17 protein-coding genes are annotated in these 20,145 nt (G+C 69.0%); 6 read left to right on the top strand and 11 right to left on the bottom strand.

Features of this window, described 5'->3' with window-relative positions:
- Position 1: 1 nt before the first annotated feature.
- Positions 2–595, bottom strand: a complete 594-nt coding sequence (locus KF837_11285; GenBank protein MBX3227893.1) for a hypothetical protein — start codon at positions 593–595, stop codon at positions 2–4.
- 214 nt (positions 596–809) lie between these two features.
- The gene (locus KF837_11280) at positions 810–1,142 is read right to left on the bottom strand and encodes a hypothetical protein (GenBank protein ID MBX3227892.1); all 333 of its coding nucleotides are present in this window, start codon (positions 1,140–1,142) and stop codon (positions 810–812) included.
- A 73-nt stretch (positions 1,143–1,215) separates the two neighbouring features.
- Between KF837_11280 and pheA the strand changes: the two genes are divergently transcribed.
- Both pheA and KF837_11270 read left to right on the top strand, forming a co-directional pair.
- Complete coding sequence (gene pheA / locus KF837_11275; GenBank protein ID MBX3227891.1) at positions 1,216–2,286, top strand: prephenate dehydratase; 1,071 nt, start codon at positions 1,216–1,218, stop codon at positions 2,284–2,286.
- Complete coding sequence (locus KF837_11270; protein ID MBX3227890.1) at positions 2,283–4,319, top strand: PrsW family intramembrane metalloprotease; 2,037 nt, start codon at positions 2,283–2,285, stop codon at positions 4,317–4,319. Before pheA ends, KF837_11270 begins: the two co-directional genes overlap by 4 nt.
- Positions 4,320–4,331: 12 nt before the next feature.
- On the opposite strand, the gene KF837_11265 is transcribed toward KF837_11270, so the two are convergent.
- From KF837_11265 to KF837_11245, 5 genes are all read right to left on the bottom strand, one after another.
- Positions 4,332–6,044 carry a hypothetical protein gene (locus KF837_11265; protein MBX3227889.1) on the bottom strand — a complete coding sequence of 571 codons (1,713 nt, stop codon included), beginning with the start codon at positions 6,042–6,044 and terminating at the stop codon, positions 4,332–4,334.
- An 82-nt stretch (positions 6,045–6,126) separates the two neighbouring features.
- On the bottom strand, positions 6,127–8,148 hold the full coding sequence (locus tag KF837_11260) for a hypothetical protein (protein MBX3227888.1): 2,022 nt from the start codon (positions 8,146–8,148) through the stop codon (positions 6,127–6,129).
- A gap of 49 nt (positions 8,149–8,197) precedes the next feature.
- Positions 8,198–8,956: a hypothetical protein gene (locus tag KF837_11255; GenBank protein MBX3227887.1), complete on the bottom strand. Its 759-nt coding sequence runs from the start codon at positions 8,954–8,956 to the stop codon at positions 8,198–8,200.
- Positions 8,941–10,011 carry a hypothetical protein gene (locus KF837_11250; GenBank protein ID MBX3227886.1) on the bottom strand — a complete coding sequence of 357 codons (1,071 nt, stop codon included), beginning with the start codon at positions 10,009–10,011 and terminating at the stop codon, positions 8,941–8,943. The genes KF837_11255 and KF837_11250 overlap by 16 nt, the downstream gene beginning before the upstream one ends.
- 386 nt (positions 10,012–10,397) lie before the next feature.
- Positions 10,398–12,104 (bottom strand): L,D-transpeptidase, encoded by a 1,707-nt coding sequence (locus KF837_11245; GenBank protein ID MBX3227885.1) that lies wholly within the window; start codon positions 12,102–12,104, stop codon positions 10,398–10,400.
- Between the two features lie 305 nt (positions 12,105–12,409).
- Here KF837_11245 and KF837_11240 point away from each other — a divergent pair, with 305 nt between their 5' ends.
- Positions 12,410–13,915, top strand: coding sequence for a hypothetical protein (locus KF837_11240; GenBank protein ID MBX3227884.1), 1,506 nt, complete (start codon positions 12,410–12,412; stop codon positions 13,913–13,915).
- A gap of 14 nt (positions 13,916–13,929) precedes the next feature.
- Positions 13,930–14,448 carry an FKBP-type peptidyl-prolyl cis-trans isomerase gene (locus tag KF837_11235; GenBank protein MBX3227883.1) on the top strand — a complete coding sequence of 173 codons (519 nt, stop codon included), beginning with the start codon at positions 13,930–13,932 and terminating at the stop codon, positions 14,446–14,448.
- Positions 14,449–14,457: 9 nt separating this feature from the next.
- On the opposite strand, the gene KF837_11230 is transcribed toward KF837_11235, so the two are convergent.
- From KF837_11230 to KF837_11220, 3 genes are read right to left on the bottom strand one after another with little or no spacing between them, the layout of a single operon-like run.
- Positions 14,458–15,345 (bottom strand): right-handed parallel beta-helix repeat-containing protein, encoded by an 888-nt coding sequence (locus KF837_11230; GenBank protein ID MBX3227882.1) that lies wholly within the window; start codon positions 15,343–15,345, stop codon positions 14,458–14,460.
- Positions 15,346–15,370: 25 nt separating this feature from the next.
- Positions 15,371–15,796, bottom strand: coding sequence for a hypothetical protein (locus KF837_11225; protein ID MBX3227881.1), 426 nt, complete (start codon positions 15,794–15,796; stop codon positions 15,371–15,373).
- Positions 15,793–16,626 (bottom strand): hypothetical protein, encoded by an 834-nt coding sequence (locus KF837_11220; protein ID MBX3227880.1) that lies wholly within the window; start codon positions 16,624–16,626, stop codon positions 15,793–15,795. Before KF837_11220 ends, KF837_11225 begins: the two co-directional genes overlap by 4 nt.
- A 172-nt stretch (positions 16,627–16,798) precedes the next feature.
- Between KF837_11220 and KF837_11215 the strand changes: the two genes are divergently transcribed.
- Positions 16,799–18,016, top strand: coding sequence for a hypothetical protein (locus KF837_11215; GenBank protein MBX3227879.1), 1,218 nt, complete (start codon positions 16,799–16,801; stop codon positions 18,014–18,016).
- A gap of 6 nt (positions 18,017–18,022) precedes the next feature.
- On the opposite strand, the gene KF837_11210 is transcribed toward KF837_11215, so the two are convergent.
- Positions 18,023–19,060 (bottom strand): aminopeptidase, encoded by a 1,038-nt coding sequence (locus KF837_11210; GenBank protein MBX3227878.1) that lies wholly within the window; start codon positions 19,058–19,060, stop codon positions 18,023–18,025.
- Positions 19,061–19,129: 69 nt separating this feature from the next.
- Between KF837_11210 and KF837_11205 the strand changes: the two genes are divergently transcribed.
- Complete coding sequence (locus KF837_11205) at positions 19,130–20,137, top strand: tetratricopeptide repeat protein (protein MBX3227877.1); 1,008 nt, start codon at positions 19,130–19,132, stop codon at positions 20,135–20,137.
- Positions 20,138–20,145: the final 8 nt, after the last annotated feature.

The raw sequence follows: 20,145 nt of genomic DNA, 5'->3' as shown, positions 1-20,145 counted from the left end.
CTCAACGCCGCTCGAGCAGGACGCAGATGGAGCGCACCGTGAACGAAGTCGCCGACACGCCGTTGGGTGCGAACCCGCCGATCTCGATCGTGAGCGACCTCGACCCGGGCTGCCCGCTCCCGAGCACGCCGAAGGGCAGCGCCGTGCTCCGTCCTCCCTGGTCCCTGATCACGACGCCGCCGTCTTCGGCCCACGTCGTCGTGAGGGTCAAGCGACCGTCGAGCTCACGGAGCGGAACGTTCACCACGCTCTGCGGCGGATCCGACGGCCCACCATTCGGCCAGAAGTCCACGTACTGTCCGCTGCCCGAGAGTTGGAGCCCCCAGAGGGGCGGGCCCGACTCGAAGGTCGTCGTACTTCCGTAGTAGTGCGCGATGACGTTCGACCACCACTCGACGCCGGCGTTGGTGCCGGCCTCGACCTTCATCTCGACGTCGACGATGGAGCGACCGATCGACGCGTCGAGCTCGAACGTCGCGTAGATCGAGTTCTTGGCTCCGTTGAGCATCGGCACGATCCAGCCCGCGTCCCCCCACTTCGCCTCCCCGTGCGACTCGAACGGCCCGTCATCGAGCAGGAGATTGAAACACTGCATGTGCAAACGCTCAGGCACGTCTCCGTCCCCGGCGTTCGGGCCCAGCGGCATGTCCACCTTCACGTCCGCGTCGGCCCCCGCATCGGCTTCCGCTCCCGCGTCGTCGTCGGTCGCGTCTGCCGACCCTTCGGCGCCGAACGCCCTGCACGCCGCGAGCACGACACACGCCCCGCTGACGCTGCGCCACGACACAGCGTCAAAGTCTAGCCTGCGCTCAGCTCTCGGCCTTCTCTTTCGTCTCGGCCTTCGACACTTCGGCTTCTTCCGCCGCCTCGGCCGCCTTCGTGCGGCCCTCCGAGAGGGCGACCGGCGTCGCGCGCGCCGTGTCGTCGGCGTCGAGCTTGTTCGGATCGTCGTCCTTCTTCTCGTCGTCCTTCTTCTCTTCAGGCTCTTCGGGCGGCGCGTCCTCGGACGGGAGCTCCTCCGCCAGCGGCGGGGCGGGGCGCGCCCAGGGCTCCTTCGCCGACTTGAGGACCAGCGCGACCCAAACGACGAGGCCGACGACGACCACACCGGTCACGGAGTAGAGGACGTTGGCTTCGGGCATCGCTGGCGCATCGTAGTCATGCGAGGATGCGGGCGTGAAGCGCAAAGTGGGCAAGCGCCCGAGCGCCGCGCCGATCCCGGGCCTCGCGGACGCTCGCAAGCAGATCGACTCGCTCGACGATCGCATCCTCGAGCTGCTCGCGCAGCGCGCGACCGTCGCGCGCGACGTCGCGGTCGTGAAGCGCGCGGCGAAGGTGCCGGTCTTCCACGACCCCGAGCGCGAGCGCGCGGTCCTCGATCGCCTCGTCACCAAGGGCGGCAAGCGCTTCCCGCCCGACGCGATCCGGGCCGTGTTCCGCGAGGTGATGAGCGCGTGCCTCTCGCTCGAGAAGCCGCTCCGCGTCGCGTTCCTCGGGCCGGAGGGCACGTTCTCGCAGCTCGCCGCGCGCCGGCTCTTCGGGCTCCAGGCGCAGTACCGCGAGTGCGCGACGATCGACGCCGTGTTCGAGGCGACGTCGAGCGGCGACACGACCTACGGCGTCGTCCCGTTCGAGAACTCGACCGAGGGCGCGGTCAGCATGACGTCGGACGCGCTCCTCGAAGGGACGCTCGTGATCCGGCAGGAGTACGTGCTCCCGATCTCGCACTGCCTCCTCTCGCAGACGCCGTCGCTCCCGAAGATCACGACGCTCTACTCGCACCCGCAGGCGCTCGGGCAGTGCCGCTCGTGGATCCAGAAGCACCTCCCCCGCGCGACGGTGGTGCAGACGACGTCGACGTCCGCGGCCGCGCGCGAGGCGAAGGCGGACCCTCGCTCCGCCGCGATCGCGTCCGACATCGCGGGCGAGCTCGAGGGCGTGCCGGTCGTGCGCGCCAACATCCAGGACCGCGCCGAGAACGCGACGCGCTTCGTCGTCCTCGGGCGCGAAGACGCGCCGCCGTCGGGCGCCGATCGCACCACCCTCGCCTTCGGCGTGCGCGACCAGAAGGGCGCGCTCCGCCGCGTGCTCTCCGTGTTCGAGGACGCGAACGTGAACCTCACCCGCATCGAGTCGCGGCCGAACCGGAACCGCGCGTGGCACTACGTGTTCCTCGTCGACGTCGAGGGCCACCGCGCCGACGCCGCCCTCGCGTCCGCGCTGAAGCAGGTCGCGAAGAGCACCGACTTCGTGAAGGTCATCGGGAGCTATCCGCGCGCGCAATGAAGCGGGTCCTCGTCGCGCTCCTCTGCTTCCTCGTCCTCGGCCTGCTCGGCTGCGAGACGCCCGGCGGCCAGCGCGAGCCGCTCGCGACGCCGTTCGCGGGGACGAAGGACGTCGAGCTCACCTACGAGGTCGTCGGCGCGCCGATCCCGGCGCAGGGGTTCGGCAAGGACCTCCGCGCGCTCGTGCTCGCGCGGCTCGGCGCGGCGCAGATCGGCGCCGACGTCGACGAGGACGAGGCGGAGGGCCGTCCGCCGCGCCTCCACATCGTGGTCGACGAGAGCCTCGCGCCGCGCGTCGACGAGCTGACGACGTGGACGGGCACGCTCCTCGTGCTCGAGCGCGATCCCACCGTCGTCCTCGCCGCGCCGGCGACCTCGGCCAACCTCACCCGCGGCGGCGCCGACGGCGAGGTCTGGTACGAGGGCCGCCGCGGCGACGTGCTGCGCGCGATCGAGACGTGGACGATCGATCGCGACCACAAGATCGTCGCCGAGCCGATCCCCTCGCCGTCCGACGGCCTCGCCGTCCTACGCTGGCGGACGCGCGTCGTGCGGGCGGCGCCGCGCGGCGAGCTCGGCGACGGCGCGATCGTCGGCTGGGGCGGCGCGCCGAACATCCGCGTCCGCGCCGAGTCGGGCTCGCCGTCGGCGGCGGTCATCGACGGCGTGAAGGACGATCCCGCCGGCGTGGTCCTCGCGCGCGGCCGCATCTCCCTCGGCGCGCCGGCCTTCGCGAACGACGCGCTCCACGTCGACTTCGGCGAGGGCGCCGGCGCCTACGCGCGGGCGCGGCGCGAGCGCATCCTCCTCGCGACGCCGCGCCTCCCTCCCCTCCGTCGCGTCGACGCGGTCGGGCTCCCGCCGAACCGAACCCTCACCATCGCGTGCCTCGTCGTCCCGATCTTGCTCTCGCTCGGGTGGCTCTTCTTCATTCGGCGCTTCGATCGCGCGCACCCCGAGCCGATGTGGCTCATCGGCGCGACGTTCCTCCTCGGCGCGGTCTCCACCGTACCAGCCGCGTTCGTCGAGGAGCTCCTCGCGAGCTCGTCGCACTGGCTCGATCCGAACCTCGTGACGTACGGCGGCCAGATGTTCGCGTTCCCGCTCTCTTTCGCGGTGTTCACGGTCGTGGTCGGCCTCACGGAGGAGGGGGCGAAGCGCGCGGCGAGCGAGCTCGCGGTCCGGCGCGCGGAGTTCGACGAGCCGGTCGACGGGATCGTCTACGGCATCGTCGCGTCGCTCGGCTTCGCGGCGGCGGAGAACATCCGCTACTTCGCGATCGGGCGCCTCAACGCGCCGCTCGTGATCGCGCGCTGCTTCATGAGCGTCCCCGCGCACATGTTCTTCGGCGCGCTCTGGGGCTACGCGCTGGGGCACACGCTCGTCGATCCGAAGACGCGGCGGTGGGCGTGGATCGCGCTCGCGGCCGCGTGCCACGGCCTCTTCGACGCGCTCCTCTCGACCGACGGCGCGGGGATCCTCGCGGTCGTCCTCAACCTGCTCCTCGCCTCCGCCTTCGTCGCGCTCGTGCGCCGCTCGCTGCGCCACGGCCCGATCACGGACGAGATGCGCGCCGCCGCGATCGCGCCCGAGGACCGCGCGCTCTTCCGCGTAGGGCGGCCGCTCCTCTTCTGGGCGTCGGCGGTCCTCCTCCACGCCCTCGCCTTCGGCATCTTCGTCCTCGGCGCGTACTACCAGCTCTCGCGCCATCGACCGTCGATGCTCTTCGTCGTCGGCTCGACCGTGCTCCTCGCGCCGCTGATCCTCGCCGCGCTCGGCGTCGCGACCGCGCTCCCGCTCGACGTCGTCGTCGACAGCTACGGCATCACGTTCGCAGGCGCCGCGCGGCCATGGCGGAAGATCCGCGCGTACAAACGCGTGCGCGATCACATCGAGGTCGACTGCGAGGGCGGCCCGCTCCTCCTCGGCCCCGCGCCGAAGGCGACGCTCGAGGAGATCGGCGCCGCGCTGAAGGCGCACCTCGGAGCGTCGGGCGGCCAGGACCGCGTGAACACGCTGCAGAGCCGGAAGTGACCGCGGCGCCCGCTACTCCGCGAGCCGCCCCGCGACGCGACGACCGAGCGCCTCGAGGAACGCCCCGTACGATCCCTCCGTATCGGCGCCGCACACCGAACCGACGGCGCCCTGCTCGCCGAGCTGCCGCGCGAAGCGCAGCAGCCGGATCCCGGGGTACGCCTTGGCGCGCACCTGCGTCGTGTTCCCGGGGCCGCTGCACAGCGGGAAGTTGTCTTCGGGTCGGCCGCCACAAATGCAAGCGACGCGCATGCAGTCCTCCGGGACCGGCAAAGCGAACGTGCACGCGAACTGGAGGTCCGTGTTCCGGGTCGTCCACTCGCGGCCGTGGACCGGATCGGTGCCGTTGTCGCCCAGCGGCAGATCGGCGCCGCCGAGCCCGGCGCGCGGGAGGCTCGACGGCAGCATGTGAGGATCGAGGCCCGTCGTGTCGTCGCTCTCGAACCCTCCCTGCCCGAGCAGCTTCGTCCAGTCGGGCGCCGGCGACACGAGGCCGGGTGGAGCGCCGGCGAGGATCCCGAGCACGACGCGCCGCGGATCGCGCGGACCGGGCGGCAGCGCACAGAGCTCGTCGCCTTCCTTCGCCGGCAATCCGGTGCTAAACAGCGGATTGTCGCAATTGGTCGCTTGCTCGTACGGTGCCGGCGCCGCGGCCATGCTCGGGCGCGGATGCTCCGAGGCCCGATTGGGCACTTGCCGGCGCGTGAGGGCGGCGACATATCGCTCGATCGGATATCGCGCTTCGACGCCGAAACGACGCTTCATGTCGAACCCACGAAGGTTCAAATGATCGTCGTCGGGCGCGACGAAGCCGTCGAATCCCTCTCCTGATTGCCCATCGACCGGCGACGTCTTGCACTCCGCATCAGCGCGCACCGCGGCGCACGCGGGCTCGCTCGGATCGCAGTCGCGCGCGCGGATGCATGATCGACAATCGGCAGAAAACGGATCCGTCGCGCACGCCGAGGTGCCGCGCGGCGCGGTCGTTCCGAGCGCCGCGACGGGGCGAGATACTTGGGAATACGGGAAACGGAGCGAGGCGAAGCCGTATCCGAGACCACCGAGCGCTCGCGGATCGATCGACGCATCGTCCTCGTCCGAGACGATCAAGATGACGACGGCCGAGTCCGGGCGGAAGAAGGCGCGCCGCTCCGCGAGCAAGGCGTAGTCGACGCCGGTGGGCTCCGCGCGCGCAGCGGAGTCGATCGTGAATCGAAGCGGCGGATCCGGCTGCGCGACGAAGCGGTACATCGCCTCGAGCGGCGACTCGATTCCACATCCATACTCGTCGGCCCCGAGCACGAGCTCCTTCGCCCGCTCCTCGAGCGTCGCCATGTCGGGCACGCTGCCGCCTGGACCGAGGGAGAGGAACCCCGCCTCCGCGCCGTGCACGCTCGGCCCCGCGTCGGCGCCGAAGTGCGTCCGATTCAGCAGCCGGCCGCTGTCGCCGTTGTTGCCGCGGCTCCGATCGCAGATGTCCCCGCCCTGATCGATGGTCGACGAGATCACGCCGACGTGGATGTCGGTCGCCGCGATCTGCCCGAAGAACCGCGCGATCCCACCCGCGACGGCTCGTTGCTTGCTCGCCATCCCAAACGAGTTGTCGACGACGAACAGCACGTCGAGCTTGTCGACGCGCGGAGGCGCCGCATCGACCGGCGCCTCCGCATCGGTCCCCGTCCCCGTCTCCTCCTCCACCGCCGCGTCCGCCGCAACCGCGACCACCGGCCCTCCATCGTCGCCACACGCTACGATGGCGACGAGCCCCGCCACCGCAACGATAGGAAAACCGGCGCGAAGCATGGGCCTACTGGACGAGAGAAAGGCAGCAGACACCGGAACAGTATTCTCCGACGAGACAGTCGGCGTCCGTGCTGCACGTTCCGTGGCTACATACCGGAGCCTGACAGCAACCATCGGCCCCGCAAACGCCCGACCCAGGGATGCAGTTGCTGTTGCTGGTGCAAGACCCGTGGACGCACGTCGGAGGAGGAGGCGGTGGCGGCGGGGGCGGCGCCTCGCATCTCCCGTAGCCCGTCGAAGAGCTCCCGTTGCAGGTCGTGCCGTCACAGCAGTCGCTCGTCACGAGGCAGCTCTGACCGGCAGCGACGCACGAGACAGCACGCAGGCCCAACGGCATCGACTGCTGACCGAGTCCGGGCGCGATGCCTTCCGCGCATCCGCTGCCCCTGCCCGTGAAGTACTGATTCTCACCGCACAGCGTGCTCGCTTCGAAGGCAGGCTCGTTGGGGCGCATCCGCTCCGACGCGACGATCAGGAACGCAATGGTGTTTGCCACCGCGTGCTCGACGAACGGCCGCAGCTTCTCCGGATGGTCTTTGTACGCGTCGATCGAGTGCTGCTGGAGGAGCGGCGTCAAGTACTCGACCGAGGTCGAGTCCTTGAAGATCCAATCGTCGTCGTTCCGAGCGAGGTCGCGCGTCACCCGAGCTTCGTTAATCACGAAGCTCGGGATCGAAATACTGTTCGCGTTCAGGTCGCGCACGTGCTCGAACGCGCTGCGAAGGACGCGGTCGCGCACGGCGCCGAATGCCTCGGTCGAGGTCGGTCTGGGCAAGAGTCCCTCACCGAGCTGCTCGACTGCATCCTCGAACGAACGATGGCCCCACGACGTCGTGCCCGTCACGTGGTGAGGCGCCGCCGAGTCTCCGATCGCGTGAAGCGGCCAGCCGAGCGCCGCGGCGTCGATTCCAGCAAAGGTGTTCCAGCCATGATTGGCGAGATTGCTGACCGGTGAGAACTCCGTGTGACCGACGTTGTGCGCCTGCCACTGGAACCCATTCCGACTCCGTCGGTCGTAGGCGCCGTACCTCTTGACCCCCTCGGAAGCAAACGGATGCAGCGTGAGCCCCGCGATGTCCGTCGCGACCATGATGGCGACGTCGAAGGCACCGGGGAAATTCGGTCCTGCGTTCTCGTAGAAGAGACCACGGGTGTCGTTGAAGCGATTTTGGGTGGCTTCGACGTCGACGAAGTGCCACATGCCGACGTTGACGGCGGCGTCGATTGGTCCAACGCCGGGAACGAGTCCTTGAACGAGCTCGAGCACATTGACGCTGCTCGCGATGTTCTGCGCGTCCGCCATGCTGCAGCTGCGACCAGTGAACAGGTTGTACAAGCAGAGGAATGGAAAGACCAAGGCGCCTCCGGCGTACTCGAAGGCTCGGGATTGCGCCTCCTGCAGGAGACCGAACATTCCCGTGTTCGTTGGACGGACCCACATCGACGAGTCCGCGATCCGCCAGTCCACCGAGGCCGCGTGCCAGCCGAGGACGTCACCGAGGCCGGGCGACCTCCCGTCCGCCCATGGCTTGAACGCGCACGGACGATAGCCGTCCTCGACCACGTAAGGAAACTCGAAGATACGCGCGTTCCCGGCGTTCAGGAGGTTATACTCGCGACCGGCCGGAATTGGACTCTCCGGACGCGCGGAGCTTTTCAAGCGATAGTCGCAAACGCGTGGATCGTTGGCATTCTCGAGAAAAATATCGACCGCGGGTGAACCACCACCAACTATCTGTTTCGGACGGGCGCGAGAGTCGTTGTGGTCACGGTCGTAGAAGCCATCGTAGGCGCCTGTAAGGCCAGTACGAAGCCGCGAGAGATCGTTCGTGGCTCTCAGCGCGCGAGTGATGAAGGCATCCCACTGCGCAGGATCGACGCCATCGGGACGAGGTATCGGACCCGCTTGTGTACTCGAAGCACGCATCGCATCAACGGCAACCTCTACGATACGGCGATGTGTTGGCTCGTTGTAGGCTTGTGCGTCGCAAGCGAATACGCAGAGCGCGCTCGTCGCGCAGACCAAGATTCCCCTTTTCATTCTCGGTGCCCTCCGCGAGAGTCTCGACTTTCGTTCATGTCAGACCTGAAAGCTTCAACCGCGCCGCGCTCGGGGCATACCCGACGCGACGCGCGAGCAGCAGCACAAGCTCCGTCTGTGACTCGAGCCCAAGCGTGAGGCTCGGTGATGCAAACGGTACGCAGAGTCCCGTCGTCGCCGGCGCATACAGGTTCGCGCAGGCAATAGCCGTTATCGCCAAAGCTGCTGCCTCGTCTTGTAGCTCGATCCGAAGAGCCAACGCTCTCTGCGCCGGGCTTAGACGAACACGAACGAGCTGTTGCCCATCAAACGTCGAGCCTCCGTCGGGCCCCGGGCATTCCGGTCGCGCGATGAGGTTGGCCAGTGACGCGTCGGTGTCGAACGGGAGATCGACCTCTATCGCCGAGCCGTCGTCGGGGACATCGATCGTCGTCGCAGCAGCACAGAGGCTACGCTGCTCCGCGGTTGGCTCTGCGCACACGCCACTGACGCATCGGAGGTTGTCCGCGCAGATGGCGTCGCCTTCGCAGGTCGCTCCGACCGGAGCGCCGTCACATGGCGTGACGCCGCGCGATGCTGGATTGCAGAGCCGGCCCGAAGGACACACCTCGACGCGTGAGCGTTTTACGCCTTCTCCGTAGCTGCAGACTTGATACGAATTCTCGCTCACGCACGGGCGCAGGTTGACGTTCTCACACTCGTCGACGAAGCCGCACGAGGCGGCCAAAGTGAAGATGGCGCTCAGGCTGACCGCAAGGACGACAGCCCGCGCGCTGCCTAGCGATCGCCGCATGTGAATCCGAGGGCGGTGCAGCTCGAACGGTCGGATATCTTCCAATCGCTCCAAGGACCGCGGAGCCCATTGCCGTTCATCGCGCGAACGCGGTATCGAAGGCCGACCTTGCCGGCGGTCGTCGCGAGACGTTGCTGCCCGGGCCTCGTGTCAGTTGGTCTCGGGTTGAACTGGATGAAGCCGCTCGGCACGGGACGTCCAAGGTCGACGAGGTCCGCTTTGGATTCGCGGTCTAGGAAAATGACGCCGTAGTGGAAGCCGTTGCTCTCCTCGAGGTCGAACTCGTACCAGATGGGACAGCCCGGCGGTTGGTTCTCCACGGCTCCTGCAAGGATATACGTCCCGCGCTCGAGGGCCGACGGATAGTAGAAGGCTCCGGCCGGAATGCGCTGCGGCACCGTCGCGCCCTTGCAGTGCGGGCTGACAGCGAGGTTCATACCGTCGAGGAGCTTCGCGACGTCGGCGGCGGGCGGGGCCTGCGGAAGTGTCGTCAGCGGGCAACCTCGGTCGTCGGTCGCGGTGAGATCGGGCGTGTTCGGGCAGCGATCGTTCGCGTCGACGACCCAGTCGCCGTCGGAGTCGGGAGAATTGCAGAGCGCGATCGCTGTCCGTGCATCGTCCTCGGCGCGACGGAGCTTCCGCGTGCGATCGCGCGCGAGGGCCAGATACTGCGCAGGCGACATGTGCTGCGCGACGACCTGCGACGCGGCAGCGGTGTAGTCGACGTTCGCGCGCGCGATGAGCCGGTTGGAGCAGGATGAAACTCCGGGCGCACCACAGTAGTTTCCGATGTCGACTTGGTAGGCGATCTCGCGCTCCTTGCCTGCCGGGAGCTCGGTTCGAATGGGCACCTTCGACGCGCATGCTTCGAGGTCGCTCGGCGCGTCGCCTTTGCACACGTGCCTGCAGTGCTCGACCTCCTCGGCGATCCGACGCGCGAGCACCGTGATGGAAGGCCGGCGCTCGCAATCGGCTTCGAGACGCCGCTTCGCGACCTCGCGGCACGCGTTCTCCGCTTCACACGAGCAACGCGGAGCGACGAGCGCACACGCCACGTAAGCAAGATCGTGGGCGAGCTGCGCCTTCTCCGCAGACTTCTTGGCTCGGAGCGCGGCTTGCTTGGCCGTCGTGGCAAGCGTGGCGCACCTGTCACCTCCTCCGGTCGACAGGAGCTCCTGCTCGTTGACACCAATCGTCTCGGTCGGGCTGTCATCACCAACGGGCCCAGGCGGCATCTCGCAACCGAGCCCACAAATAACGACGATGGACGCAACCGTCCCCACCCCGCGAATCCTTGCCGGCGTCATTTCCCCCTCCACCGGCGAGCAGGCTCGCGCGGCAAAAGTGACGCTAGCAGGTGCGGAGGCCCGCGCCAGCCGTTTTATTAGTTCTCAACGATTTCAACGTCTACGAGCAGCTTTCGCGGATCGCGCGCCTGTGACTACTCGTGGACGACGACGCGGGTGCCCTGGTTCTCGGGGGTCGACATCACGCCGTGCCAACCTTCGGGGAGCTTGGGCTCCGTCCAGCCGAAGATGCTCTTGGCGTCTTGGGGGGCGAGGTTCACGCAGCCGTGGCTCTGCGTGCGGCCGAAGTTGTTGTGCCAGAAGGCGCCGTGGAGCGCGTAGCTGCCGTTGAAGTACATGATCCACGGCACGTCCTCGATCGAGTACGGGCCGTCGCTCGCGACGTCGCCGTCCATCGTCGCCGCGATGTGCTTCTCGCGGACGCGGAACTGGCCCGTCGGCGTGTGGTGGTCCTTCTCCCTGTCCACCTTGTCCTCTTTGCCGGTGGAGACCGCGGTCGCGAAGACCGGCTTGTCGCCCTCGAACATGACCAGCGTCTGGGACTTGAGGTTCACGTCGACCCACTTCTCGTTCGGAGCGAGGTCCTTCGGCGGCGCACCCGGGTTCGTCTTGATGACGTCCGACGTCTTCACCCACCAGCCCTCGTCCGTCTCGTCGTAGCTCGCGCCGTTGATCGAGACGCTGTCGCCCGTCAGCTTGAGGACGGTGTGACGCGAGAGGTTCGTGTCCTGCGTCACCGCCTTGCGCGACGCGGAGAGGTTGTAGCGCTTCGCCTTGTAGAACGTGACGATCGCGACCTGGCTCTTCGAGCCCGGCTTGCAGAGGTCGGGCGTCGCCTTGCGCGTCGTCAGCGGCGGCGCGGGGACGCCCGCGTCGGCCGCGATCGCGGCCGCGGTCGCCACCGTCGCGAGCGCCTTCGCCTCGGGGCGCTCCTCGTCGAGCCACACACCGTGGAAGCGGCTCGCGGAGTTGTGCCTGTAGATGCGCTCGTACGGCGCGTAGAGGTTCGCGGTCGTGCGCCACCACCGCGAGCCCTTCTCGCTCATCTCCTTGTCGAGGCCGACGAAGAAGCCCTTCACCATGCGCCGCGCGACGGGGCCTTCGCCCTTGAGCTCGTCGAGCGTGATCTGCGGCTTGCCGCCGTCGTACTGGCGCAGGTACCACGGCTGCTGCGCCTCCGCCTCGTCGACGCCGAGGCCGAAGGGATCGGTCGTCGTCGACGTGATCGTCGTCGTCGACGTCGCCTTCGCGAGCGTCAGCGGGATCGCCCCCGCGTCGAGCTGCTCGTCGCCGTACGACGCGGTCTCCTCTTCCTCTTCTTCCCGCGGCTTGGGCTTCGGCTTGGGCTTCGGCGCGAGCCAGGGCTCGAGCTTGAGGCGCTCCTCGCGCGACGGGTACGTGCGGTAGAGCGGCGTGCCGTGCGCGACGTTGTAGCCGTACTCGTACGGGAGCGGCGTCGTCATGCTCGGCATGTGCGGGCCGAGACGGAAGCGCGGGTGCTTGAGATCGAGCGACGCGTACCTGCCGCACACGAAGCCGCCCTGCACGAGCTCGTACCAGCCGTCCTTGCAGTTGCTCTTCACGTGGGCCTCCGGGTTCACCGGGACCTTCTGGCCCTGCCGAATGTACCCGATGCGGACGGCGCCCTTGTCCCCCTTCTTCGCCTCCTCGTCCTTCTTCGGCCACTCCATGTCGCTCATGATCGGCGTCTGCGGGTAGAGCGCGCCGATGTACGGGCCGTCGTAGGCCGGCGGGATGGGGGCCGCGCCCGCGCCCGCGTCGTGACCGTCGGCCGCAGCAGTGGTCGCGCTCGTGGTCGCCGAGCCGGTTGGAGCCGTCATCTTCTTGGGTGTGGCCGGCGCCGGCTCGCTCGGGTTCTTGTCCTTGCACGCAGCAAGGCCTCCGCCCGTTGCCGACGCCAGAAGAAGGAGGGCGATGATGGGACGAGCCTTCATGGTTCCGCTCTTCGCGCGCTTGGTATGCCAGAAGCCACGGGATTCAGCGAGTTTTTTGCAGACGGTGGAGAACACGCGAGGAGACCGGAATGCCACGGCCGTGCCGCACGTAGGACCCACGGCAGAGGCCTGAAATTCCATGGTTTCGAGCGCTGGTCCGTCTTAGGGTGTGGGCGTGATGGACCTCCGGCGTGTCTAAGCAGACGCACTCGCGCTGGCGCGGCGATCCGACGCGGGGAGCCGAACTCGGCGCGCCCACCGCTCCGCACGCCCAGCCGACCGCGGAGGGCAGCGAGCTCAGCGGTCCCGCGCGCTTCTGGTCGCTCCGCCGAGCGCGCATCGCGTTCGTGCTCGCGCTCGTCGCGTCGAGCGGCGTCCATTGGTACGTCGCGCCGTGGAACCTGCTGCCCCAGACGTCCGACGTCGAGTTCAAGGATCCCGCGGGCGAGCTCGCGATCCCGGTCGACATGCTCGGCGAAGAAGAAGCGACCCCTCCCCCACCCGAGCCCGCGCCGCCCGCGCCGGCACAGCCGGAGCCGACGCCGAACGCGACGGACGATCAGAACACGCCGGGCAAGCGCGACGCCGGTCCTCCGCCGATCGTCGAGGACGCGGGGGTCCCGCTGAGCACGCTCGACGCGGGCGCGGAGGGCGTCGACGGCGGTGAGATCGTCGACGCGGGGGTCGAAGACGGCGACGGCGGGCTCGACAGCGACGCCGGTCTCGTCGCCGCGCTCGGAGACGCGGGCACGCCGGGCGCGGACGGCCCGCGCGATCCCGCCGCGATGTTCGGGCTGAGCAAGATCGTGAACACCGGCGTGCAGAACATCGTGCTCGGCGTGAACACGACGCTCGTGAGGCAGCACCCGGTCGGCGGACGCCTCGGCCCCGTCCTCATGGCGCTCCCGCAGTGGCGCGACTTCTTCAAGGGCTCGACGACGACCTTCGAGCCGGTGCGCGACTCGGAGTGGATCCTGATCTACGGGCCGTCGCTCATCCGCACCGAGAAGGACGCGATGCTCGTGAAGTACAACGTCGACGACGCGATCGTCGACCGGACGATCAGCGACGTCACGAAGGCGTCGCCGAAGGGCGGCCCGTTCGACGCCGGCGTCCCGGGCGTGAAGGCCTCGCTCGGCTTCGCCGATCGGAGCGAGCGCGTGTTCCTCCGGCCGCAGCCGCACCTCATGGTCATCGTCCCGCCGTCGCACGGTCACGAGGCGGCCCTCGTCTTCAAGAAGCAGACGCCGAAGGGCCCCTCGCCGGCGGAGGCGATGCGGCTCATCGTGAAGAACCCGTCGCAGCAGATCGCGATCCGCGGGCTCAAGTTCGCCGAGTCGCTCAGCGAGATCCGGCTCTGGATCATCCCGCGCGACGACGGCGGCGCGGACGTCTACGCCGAGGGCGACAACACCGACGCGGAGGCGGCGGCCGACAACGCCGAGCGCCTCAACGAGCTGCTCCGGAACGTCAACAGCATCGGCGTGCGCATCGCGACGCGCGGCCTCTTGAACCAGGCGAAGGTCGACGCCGATGGCAAGAAGATCAAGCTCCACGTCGTCGCGACGCAGGAGCAGCTCGAGGCGATCCTGCAGCTCGTCGCCGCGTCGCTCAACGTCACGCTCCCGCCGCCCCCCGCCCCGCCGGCCTCCGCGAGCGGCGCGAGCGGCACCACCTTCCCTCCACACCGCGAGTGATGTAATCGGCGGCCATGCATCTGGCCGCCATTCTCCTCGTCTCGCTCGCTCTGGTCGGTTGCTCGAAGAAGGTCGAGGAGCTGCCGCAGACGGACTTCAAGCCGGTGTCGCCGCCGCCGCCGCAGGGGCCGAAGGAGCTCGTGAAGGAGGACGTCGTCGTCGGGTGGGGGCCCGAGGCGAAGGAGGGCGACACGGTGAAGGTCCACTACACCGGCACGCTCCTCAACGGGACGCAGTTCGACTCGTCGGTCGGGAAGGCGCCGTTCTCGTTTCAGCTCGGCAAGGGCAACGTGATCAAGGGCTGGGACCAGGGCGTCCCGGGGATGAAGGTCGGCGGCAAGCGCAAGCTCACGATCCCGTCCGAGCTCGCGTACGGCGAGAACGGCTCCGGCGACAAGATCCCCCCCAACTCACCGCTCAAGTTCGACGTCGAGCTCCTCGAGATCGAAGGCGTCGACGCCGGCCCGCCGCCGAAGGACGCCGGCGCGGACGCCGCGACCGCGACCGCGACCGCGAAGAAGGACGCCGGATAGACGCCGGCGTCACGGGTACGGGATCGGCGTGCCGTCGTCGTCGTAGACGTTGTCGCGGATCGTCGGGCTCGGGTCGTCGATCGTCCACGGGCCGTACCCGTGGTCGCGCCCGAAGCGGTTGCCGATGATCTTCGTCCCCGTCGGCACGGTCGCTCCTTTGCCGCGGATGTTCAGCGTGTAGCCGCCGCCCGAGAGCCAGTTGCACTCGATCGTGAGGTTCTCGACGCGCGCGTTCTCGTCCCCGGTCTGCACGCACGCGTTGCTCGCCCCCGCGATGACGTTGTGGCGCAGCGTGACGTTCTTGCCGCCCGTCGACTGCACGCCGTCGTTGTGCTGGCCGCGGCCGTTCCGCAGATCGTGGATCCAGCAGTCCTCGATGAGGACGTCCTCGTCCGCCTTGAAGCCGTCCGCCCCGCCGTGCACGTCGACGCGGCGCGCGGTGTAGTGCGCGAACGACACCGCCGACGTGACGGCGTCGGACGTGCCGACGATCTCGCTGTCCTCGATCAGGAGCCCGCGATGATCGTCGTAGCGGATCGGGTAGTAGTCGCCGCTCGTGATCCGGACGCGCCGGATCGTGACGTTGTCGGCCTTGACGACGATCTCCCCGGAGACGTCGAGGTCCTCGACGACGGCGCCGTCCTCGGTCACCGTCACCGTCCCGCTCGGCGTGAGCTTCGTGCCCGCCGGCACGCCGGTCGTCGTCGGCCCCGGCTTCGGCCGCTCGCATGGGTTCGCGGCGACGCCGCCGTCCGCGGGCGCGCCTGCCTCTTCGCCTCCGGGCGCGCCGCCGTCGCTCCCCGGCGGGCTCGTCGAGCCGCCGTCCGTGTCGGGCGACGCCTTCGAGCCTTCACTGCTGCACGCGACCAGGACCAGAGCGAAGAGCACGCGACGCATCGAACGAACGTACCTCGTCCGCGCGTCAGTCGCTCCACCCGGCGTGGAGGAGCGCGACGTCGTCGCCGAGGCGGCACACGGCGTCGAGCGCGACGATGTCGGAGAGAGGATGGCTCCCCGGCAGATCGAGGTGGAGCGCGAACCACTCCGCCGTCTCCGGCAGCCGCGCCAGCTCCTCGCCGAGCGGCGCGAGCTCCGCGGCGACGACGCCGGCGTCGACGAAGCTGGCAAAGAGCTCGACGAGGTCGCGGCCCTCGAGCCGCCGACGCGCCACGATCAGCGCGCCCGCGTCCCCCGTCCATCGAGCGACCGCGCTCCGGAGATCGCCCGTCGTCACGTCGATCTGGAGGTTCAGCACGCAGTTCACGCACTGGCTGAACGGCCCGGCCTCGTCCGCCAACCGCTCGTCGACCGCACGAACGAGCGCGACGAGGCGAGCGAAGACCGTCACTTCAGCTTGCAGATCTTCGCTTGCTTGAAGAGCGCCTTCGTCTGGTTCGTGTAGAACCCGATCGAGCCGCTGACGGGGGCGACGGTCGCGGTGGCGGTCGTCGTGACGCCGCGGACCGTGACCTCGCAGGTGACCTTGTTCGCCTTGAAGGTGCCCTTCATCGTGAAGACCTCGTTCACCTGCACCGCCTCGCGGTCGACGCGCACGACCGGCGTCGCGGTGATGCCGCCGGGGCTGCCGTTGAGGCGCACGATGCTCGTCTTCTGCGTCACCGTCTGACTGCCGTCGACCTCGACACCGCAACCGACCGCGGAGAGGACTCCGTTCGTCATGCTCGTCGCGAAGGTGATGAACATCTGGCGATGGTTCGGCGTCGCGAGGTTGCCGATCTCGGTCGACGCGGCCTGCACCTCGACGATGGCATCCGCGACGTTCGGGTCTTTCGTGAAAACTGCCTGATCCGGCGAAGCTGCGAGGCGCCCCTGGACGTAGCCCGCGTTGTAGACCCAGCTCGCGGGGAAGCCGTCGGCCCGCGCGAAGAAGCCCTTGTCGGTGAGGAGATCGTCCTGGAGGAGGCGCGTGCCCGCGACCGCCGCGTTGTCCGGCTCGCAGTCGACGTCGTCGGCGACGCCGTCCTTGTCCCTGTCGGCGATCGGCGCTTCGTCGTCGTCGTCGTCGCCGAGATCGACGTCGCCGGTGTTGGGCGTCTGCGCCGGGGTCTGCGGGGCGCCGCTCGTCGTGCTCGGCGTCGCGTCGTTGTCCTTGTCATCGCCGCCGCCGATGTCGCCGCTGGTGGCGGCGGCCCCGCGCCTCAAACCGGTCCCGTTCACGTCCGGACTTCCACAACCGGTCGCGGCTGCAAGGCCTACAGCAACGATGAACACTGCATACGTGTGTACGTTCCGCATGTCCCTTCGAAAACCATAGCGCGAATTCACGGAAAGGCTTGTTTTTACGCATGATCCTGGGCGTCTCCCGATCCAGATGCGCTAAGCTCTGCGCGTGCTGCGCAGGCGCCTCCTCTCCTTCGCGACGACCCTCCTCGCGGCCGGCGCGGCGTCGTGCGCCGCGATCCTCGGATTCGAGCGGCTTTCCGAGGACGGCCTCCCGCTCGAAGACGCCGGCGTCGACGCGGCTGATGGTGCCGCGATCCAGGACTCCTCCGCCGCGGACCAGGGCGCGCCCGGCCCGTGCGGCGAGATCGGGATCGTAGGTCCGCCCGCCGACGCCGCGGCGGGGACGGCGCCGCCGCTCATCCTCGCGCTGAGGCTCCTCGACTTCGGCGTCGACGTCGACGGCGGTCGCCCCGACGTGCCGGGCTACAACCTCGATCGCGCGTGCTCGCCCACGATCGCGACGAGCACGTGCACGACGGCGGTGCTCGAGTCGACGTTCGCGAAGAGCGCCGCCGACAAGTCCACCGCCGGCCTCGACAACGCGGGCTTCAGCCTCATCGAGTACATCGGCGGCTTCAGCAAGCTCCTCAGCGCCGAGAGCATCAACGACGGGATCCGGGAGGGACGCTACGGCGCCGTGCTGCGCGTCACGGGGTGGAACGGACAGCTCGACGACGACGCGCTCCAGATCGAGGTGTTCCCCGCGATCGGCATCCTCCCGCGCGACGACGGCGGTACGACGGGCGACTTCGACGACCGCTGGGTGCTCGACGCGCGCTTCGAGGTCGCGCCCGGCGCCGGCGCGTCGCGCGTGAAGTCCGACACCGCGTGGATCACGGGCGGGCACCTCGTCGCGCGCTTCAGCAGCGCGACGCTGCCGATCCTCCTCTCGGACGATCCGAAGCCGTTCGACATGACGCTCACCGACGCGATCCTCACCGCGGAGGTGACGACCGCGGACGGCGGGCCGTCGCTCGTCCGCGGCGTCGTCGCCGGCCGCTGGAAGACGTCCGATTTCCTCGGTCAGGTCCGCACCATCTACGTGAAGGACGGGAGCGGCCTCGTGGACAAGACGCTCTGCGACGACGACTCCACCGCGCGCATCATCTATGGCGCGGTGAAGAAGGAGATCTGCGACGCGCGCGACATCCGCTCCGACAGCCAGGACCACGCCGAGCCGAAGCAACCTTGCGACGCGCTCTCGGCCGGGATGAGGGTCGAGGCGTACCCGATCGCGACGCTCGGCGTGTTCGAGGCCGGCGCGCCGATCGCGCCTCGCTGCGAGAGCGACACCGCGGTCCCCGCCGGCGACGACTGTCCGTGAGTCACCTCATGGACAGCCGCCCTCGGCGAGGAGCGGCTGGAGGAGGACGCCCGGGTCCGAGTGCGGGGGCGCCGTCTTGCTCGTGGCGCGGAGGCGATCGAGGGTGCGGAGCATCCGCGGGTAGTCGCCGCCGCACTGCTGGAGGAGCTCTCGGAGCTGGGGCTTGCCCGAGCCGTAGGTCTTCATCTGGATGAGGCTCGCGTTGTTGATCGCGCGCCTCGACTTCGTCTTCGCCTTCAGCTCCGCGATGATGCGCTTCTTCTCCGCGAGGCGCTCCTCCTTCGGCCGCTTCCGATCGGCGTAGAGCTTCGCGAGCTCGTCGTAGGCCTGCTTCATCAGCGCGCCGCGCTCGGCGCTGCGGGCGCGGTGCTCGAGGAACGCCTTCTTCTCGACCGAGTCCGGTCCGACCGCCTCGTCGAGGTACTTCGCGGCGAGCTCGTCGCCGAAGAACGAGGCAACGCTCTCGTTGAGCGTGCTCTGGCTCGGGACGTAGAACGTGGCGTGGAGCGTCTCGTGGAGGACCGTGTCGGCGAGCTCGCCGAGCGCGTCCTCCTCGCTCGAGATCATCGTCGAGAGGATCGGATCGTCGAACCAGCCGAGCGTGGAGTACGCGGGCGAGGGCCGCACGTCGACGTCCCAGCCGCGCCGCGCGAGCTCGGCGCCGTAGGCCTGCGCCTCCTTCTTGTCGAACCAGCCCGTGTACGTGATCGAGCCGACGATCGGAAACTTCCAGACCTGCGGCCGGAACGCGAGCGGATGGCACGCCGAGACGACCCACACCACCGCGGGGCGCCGGATGTCGATGTAGCGCTCGTAGTTCTTCGTCCGCTTGAGGCCGTAGCGCTCGCCGAACGCCTTGATCCTGGCGACGTGCGCGAGGAGCTCCCGCGTCCGCTTGTCGAGGTGCTCGCCTTCGACGATCTCGGCGATCTCGATGCCGGCACTGTTGAGCTGATCCTGCCCCGCTGCCGCTTGCGTGATGTAGCGGACGGGCAGACAGCCTCCGAGGACGAAAGCGAGCAGAAGAACGAGAGATCGCGCCACGCGCATCGATTGGCAGCATATGCTTGACGCACCCGCCGCCTTCGGCAAAAACCACCGGCACACGACGACATGGACCAACTCTCGGCGCATCTCGATCGTGGATGGGACCTCGCCCAGAAGGGCGACGCGGCCGGCGCGAACGCGTGCGCGCGGCGGGCGCTGGAGATCGATCCGCAGTCGCCGGAGGTCCACAACCTCCTCGGCTACACCTCCGCCCTCGCGGGCGAGTCGGACGAGGCGCTCGAGCACTACCGCCAGGCGATCGCGCTCGACGAGACGTACCTCGAGGCGATGCTCAACGCGGCCGAGGTGCTGATGCACCCGCTCGGCGATTGGGACGAGGCGATCAACCTCTGCGACGACGCGCTCGACTACGCCGAGACGAAGGAGGAGATGGCGGACTGCCTGCTCCTCCGCGTCGACGCGCTCCTCGGCAAAGGCGACACCGAAGAGGCGAAGAGGTGCATGGCGCGACTCCCCGATCCACCGTTCGAGAACCCGAGCTACGTCTTCCTGATCGGCCGCGCTTACTACGAGCTCGGCGAGACGCAGAAGGCGGCGCCGTTCATCGAAGAGGCGGTCCGCACCGATCCCACCCACTCCGACGCCCACTATTACATGGGCCTCCTCCGCGACGACGCGGGCGACACGCGCGGCGCGGTCGAGGCGTTCCTCCGCTCGCGCGCGCTCGACATGACGAAGCCGCCGCCGGCGTGGGCCCCCTCCCCCGACGCGTTCGCGCAGCTCGTGAAGCGGGTCATCCAGGGGCTCGACGCGCTCTTGGGGCGCTGGGTCCGCGACGCCGACGTGTACATCGTCGACGTGCCGGGCGCGGAGCTCGTCGTCGACGGCGTCGATCCGCGCGCGATGGTGCTGCTCGACGCGCGTCCGCCGGAGGACGGCGCGGAGGGGCAGCTCCAGGCGCGCCTCTTCATCTACCAGCGCAACGTCGAGCGCGGCGCGGGCTCCGCGCTCGGCCTCGAGAGCGAGCTCTCCGCCGGCCTCGAGCGCGAGATCACGACCGTGTTCCTCGATCGCGATCCCGCCGAGAAGGCGTCGATCCACCAGCTCAACTGAAGTAAACC

The organism is Labilithrix sp., assembly GCA_019637155.1.
In the GTDB taxonomy this organism is placed as follows: Bacteria; Myxococcota_A; Polyangia; order Polyangiales; family Polyangiaceae; genus Labilithrix.
This window is presented reverse-complemented; position numbering and strand designations above follow the sequence as displayed.